Source organism: Patulibacter medicamentivorans (genome assembly GCF_000240225.1).
Classification (GTDB): Bacteria; Actinomycetota; Thermoleophilia; order Solirubrobacterales; family Solirubrobacteraceae; genus Patulibacter; species Patulibacter medicamentivorans.
Genome location: NZ_AGUD01000229.1, coordinates 1 through 3,693 on the forward strand (window position 1 = coordinate 1; position 3,693 = coordinate 3,693).

The 3,693-nt window shown below is 77.9% G+C and carries 4 protein-coding genes; 2 read left to right on the top strand and 2 right to left on the bottom strand.

What is annotated here, in order from left to right:
- The coding region (locus PAI11_RS15310) for a DUF2339 domain-containing protein (protein WP_040600530.1) at positions 1-1,335 on the bottom strand (1,335 nt) is incomplete at its 3' end.
- Between the two features lie 174 nt (positions 1,336-1,509).
- Here PAI11_RS15310 and PAI11_RS15315 point away from each other — a divergent pair.
- Both PAI11_RS15315 and PAI11_RS15320 read left to right on the top strand, forming a co-directional pair.
- Positions 1,510-2,172 (top strand): TetR/AcrR family transcriptional regulator, encoded by a 663-nt coding sequence (locus PAI11_RS15315; protein ID WP_007576409.1) that lies wholly within the window; start codon positions 1,510-1,512, stop codon positions 2,170-2,172.
- 84 nt (positions 2,173-2,256) lie between these two features.
- Positions 2,257-3,015 (top strand): spermidine synthase, encoded by a 759-nt coding sequence (locus PAI11_RS15320; protein ID WP_007576411.1) that lies wholly within the window; start codon positions 2,257-2,259, stop codon positions 3,013-3,015.
- 112 nt (positions 3,016-3,127) lie between these two features.
- On the opposite strand, the gene PAI11_RS15325 is transcribed toward PAI11_RS15320, so the two are convergent.
- Positions 3,128-3,693, bottom strand: a 566-nt coding sequence (locus tag PAI11_RS15325; protein ID WP_040600531.1) for a dehydroquinate synthase/iron-containing alcohol dehydrogenase family protein, incomplete at its 5' end; no start/stop codon positions are given.

Sequence of the window (3,693 nt, forward strand, 5' to 3'; positions counted from 1 at the left end):
CGCGGCCGGGTCGAGCGCGACCGCGGTCCAGAGCGCCGCGACCGCCAGCGCGGTCGCGTCGAGGGCGAGCCGCGCCGCCCGGCTGCGCGGCTCGATCACGCGCGCCGAGACCGCGCAGGCCGCGGCCAGCAGCGCCGCCCCGACGATCGAGCCGATCCCGCCGTCGCCGACCGTCCCGACGACCTCGATCAGGCCGAGGCCGACGTGCAGGCCGACGCCTCCGACGACGACCGGCAGACGACCGTCGGCGGCCCGCCGGGCGACCAGCGCGAAGGCGACCGCGGTGACGGCCCAGCCGAGCAGCTGGACGACGCCCGAGGCGACGAGCGCGAACCCGAGGTCGGCGACCAGCACCGCCAGGCCGAGCAGGACCAGCTCGACCGGCGTCGCCGCCCCCGCACGTCGGCGGGCCGACCAGCCCGCGGCCGCGAGCAGGCCGGCGACCGCGGCGAGCGTCAGGGCGGCGGCGACCGGACGCTCGCCGATCAGCGCGTAGCCGCTGGCCAGCGCGGCGGCGATCAGAGCGTGGACGGCGACCAGCAGCGGCATCGAGTCGCGCTCGCGAACCGCCGGCCGGCCGATCTCCCAACCGGCGCCGAGCAGCAGGCCGGCAGCGAGCGCGGCGACGGTCCAGAGCCCGGGAGCGGCGACGTCGAGCAGCGCGCCGGGCGAGGCCGGGTCGATCCCGCGCCCCGCGTCGAGCAGCTCGACCACGTGCCAGGCGACCTGCGGCAGCGCGAGCGCCGTGGCCAGCGCGGTCAGCCAGGTCCACGGTCGCTGCCGGACCAGCAGCCCGGTCGCCCCCAGGGCCAGGACGACCACCGGCAGCGCCAGGCCGGCGACCGGTGCCAGCAGCGGCGCGCCGAGGGCGCCCAGCAAGCCGACGCCGGCCAGCGGCTGGGACTCCCAGCGAATCGCCGTCCAGGCGGCCGCGACGCCGAGCCCGGCCAGGAGCGCCAGGCCGACGATCGGGGGCAGCAGGTCGTACGGCCCGGCGGCGACGGCGCTCGTGACGTAGAGCCCGGCGAGGCCGGTCCCGGCCATCGCCCAGGACGCCTCGCGAGCGCGACCGCGGCGGGCGTGGCGGAGGCCGGCCGCCAGCAGGCCGGACGAGGCGACGGCCCCCAGCAGGCAGCGGACCGGCTCGCCGATCCAGCCGTCGCGGACGCCGAGCCAGAAGAGCGTGCCGAGCGCCACCAGCAGTGCCGCGCCGCCGGCCCAGGCGAGCAGCTGACCGCCGACGAACTCCTCGGTCAGCCGCGGAGCCAGCGGGCGGGAGGAACGGGGCGCGAACGGGCGCAGCGGTGGATCGGGGGTCGTCGGGATCGGGCTCATGGGGTCCTCCTGGGACGCGGGGATCAACGATCGGGGCCTTGCTGACCCCTGGTCGACAGCGACCGTAGCAGCACTGTCGACCACCGGTCAAGAACTGCTGACCCTCGGTCTACAGGATCGGCGGTCGACCGGCCGGATCTGTCGACCCACGGTCGACAGCGCTAGACTGGGTCGGTGACCTCCCCCGACCTCCCGCCCGTCGCCGAACCGGCGGCCGAGACGCGCGCCTACCGCCGCCTCGCCGTCGACGAGCGGCGCCGGCGACTACTGGAGGCCGGCACCGAGCTGTTCGCCGAGCACGACTACGGCGAGCTGTCGATGGCCCAGATCGCCAAGGCGGCCGGGGTCTCGAAGCCGCTGCTCTACCACTACTTCCCGACCAAGCGCGACTACTTCGTGGCGACCCTGGCGGACGCCGCCGACGACCTCGCCGAGCGGGTCCGGCCGCGGCTCGACCTGCCGATGCACGAGGCCGCCCATCACAGCCTCAGCGCCTACCTGGCCTGGATCGACGAGCGTCCGAAGCAGTTCCAGCGGCTGCTGACCGCCGCCGCCGGCGAGCCGGGGATCCGCGAGCTGATCGACAACATCCGGCGGGCGACCGTGGCCCTGATCCTGGGGACGCTCGGGCACCCCGACCTGGAGCGGACCGACCCCGCGCTGCGCGCGGCCGTGCTCGGCTGGCTGCTGTTCGTCGACGGCGCGATGCTGGTCCGGCTGGAGCTGGGCGCCCCGAGCCGCGAGGCGTTCGCCGACCAGCTGGTCGCGACCCTGGCCGGGGCGCTGCGGGCGGCCGGCGACGACGCCGCCGCCGCGCGGCTGCTCGGCGAGGCCTGAGGTCCTCGGGGCGTGGCCCGCTCCGGAGCACGCCAGCGCGGGCGCGGCGCCGGCGGCGCAAGCGGCGGGGCCCGGTTCGCCCCGGTGCGGGTCGAGTCCGGGGTCGGCGTGCTCGAGCTGCTGCCGGACCGCGCGCGACCCGGCGGACGGCTGCTGCTGATCGACGGGCTCGCCCACGGCTACGTCGACCTGGGCGATCCGGCCCACCTGGAGCTCGACTACGTGGCGCGGATCGGCGCCGCCCTCGACGTCCTCGTGCCGCGCGGCGAGGCCGCGGAGCTGCTGCACCTCGGCGGTGGCGCGTTCAGCCTGCCGCGGTTCGTCGCCTCGACGCGGCCACAGGCGCGGCAGACCGTGGTCGAGCGCTCGGCGGCGGTCGTGCGACTGGCCGAGCAGCACCTGCGGCTACGGCGGGGTGCCCACCTGCGGGTCGTGACGGGCGACGGCGCGACGACCGTCGCGCGCAGCCCGGACGACGGCTTCGACCTGGTGCTCGGGGACGCCTTCGTCGGCACCGAGACCCCGGCCTCGCTGGCGACGGCGGCGTTCGCCGACCAGGTCCACCGCGTCCTGCGACCGAGCGGGCGCTACCTGCTGAACGTCGTCGACCAGCCGCCGTGGACGACCGTCGGCGAGCAGGCGGCGATCCTCGGCGCGGCCTTCGGCCAGCTGCTGGCGTTCGGCGGACGCGAGGTCGTCCGCGGGCGCCACGCCGGCAACCTGCTGCTGCTCGCGTCCGACGCGCCGCTCCCGCGCGAGGCGCTCGCCCGCCGCCTGGCCGGCGGCGCCCACCCGGCCGAGCTGATGACCGCCGACCGCCTGCGGTCGCTGGCCGCCGGCTGAGCCGCTGACGTTCCGGTCGCCGAGCGACCGGATCGTCGCATCACACCGCCCGTCCGGCCCGCCGCCGCCAGCTCGTCGTCACGTTCCGGTCGCCGAGCGACCGCTTCGTCACCTACGCCGCTCGGCCGCCGGTCGCGGCGGCCGCCAGCAGCGCGTCCAGCTCGGCCGCGTCGGGCGGCGGCGGGATCCGGCGCAGCTGCGCGTGGCGGCGCAGGACCGCCTCGGCGACGTCGGCGCGAACCGCGGAGTCGGCCAGCTCCGGGACGGCCGCGCCGGCGCGCTCGCGCAGCCGCTCCGCCGCCCGCTCCAGCGGCTCGCCGATCAGCGCGTCGAGGGCCGCGATCAGGGCCGGTCGACGGCGGCGGATCGCGCCGACGGTCAGCGGCAGCAGCGTCGCGTTGGCGACGGCGTGCCCTGCTCCGGTCCGGCGGACGGTCTCCTGCGAGACCGCGTGGTGCAGCGCCAGGCCGGTCGCCTCGAGCGCCCAGCCGGCCTCGACCGCGGCGACGGCCAGCTCGTGCGCGGCGGGCTCGGGGTCGCGCCAGGCCGCCGCGATCCGGACCACCGCGTCGCGGGCGACGGCGGCGGCGATCGGGTCGCTGCGGTCGCTGGCGATCGCGGTCACCGCGTGGCCGAGGGCGTTGGCGCTGCTGGCCGCGCGCTCGGCGAGCGGCTGCG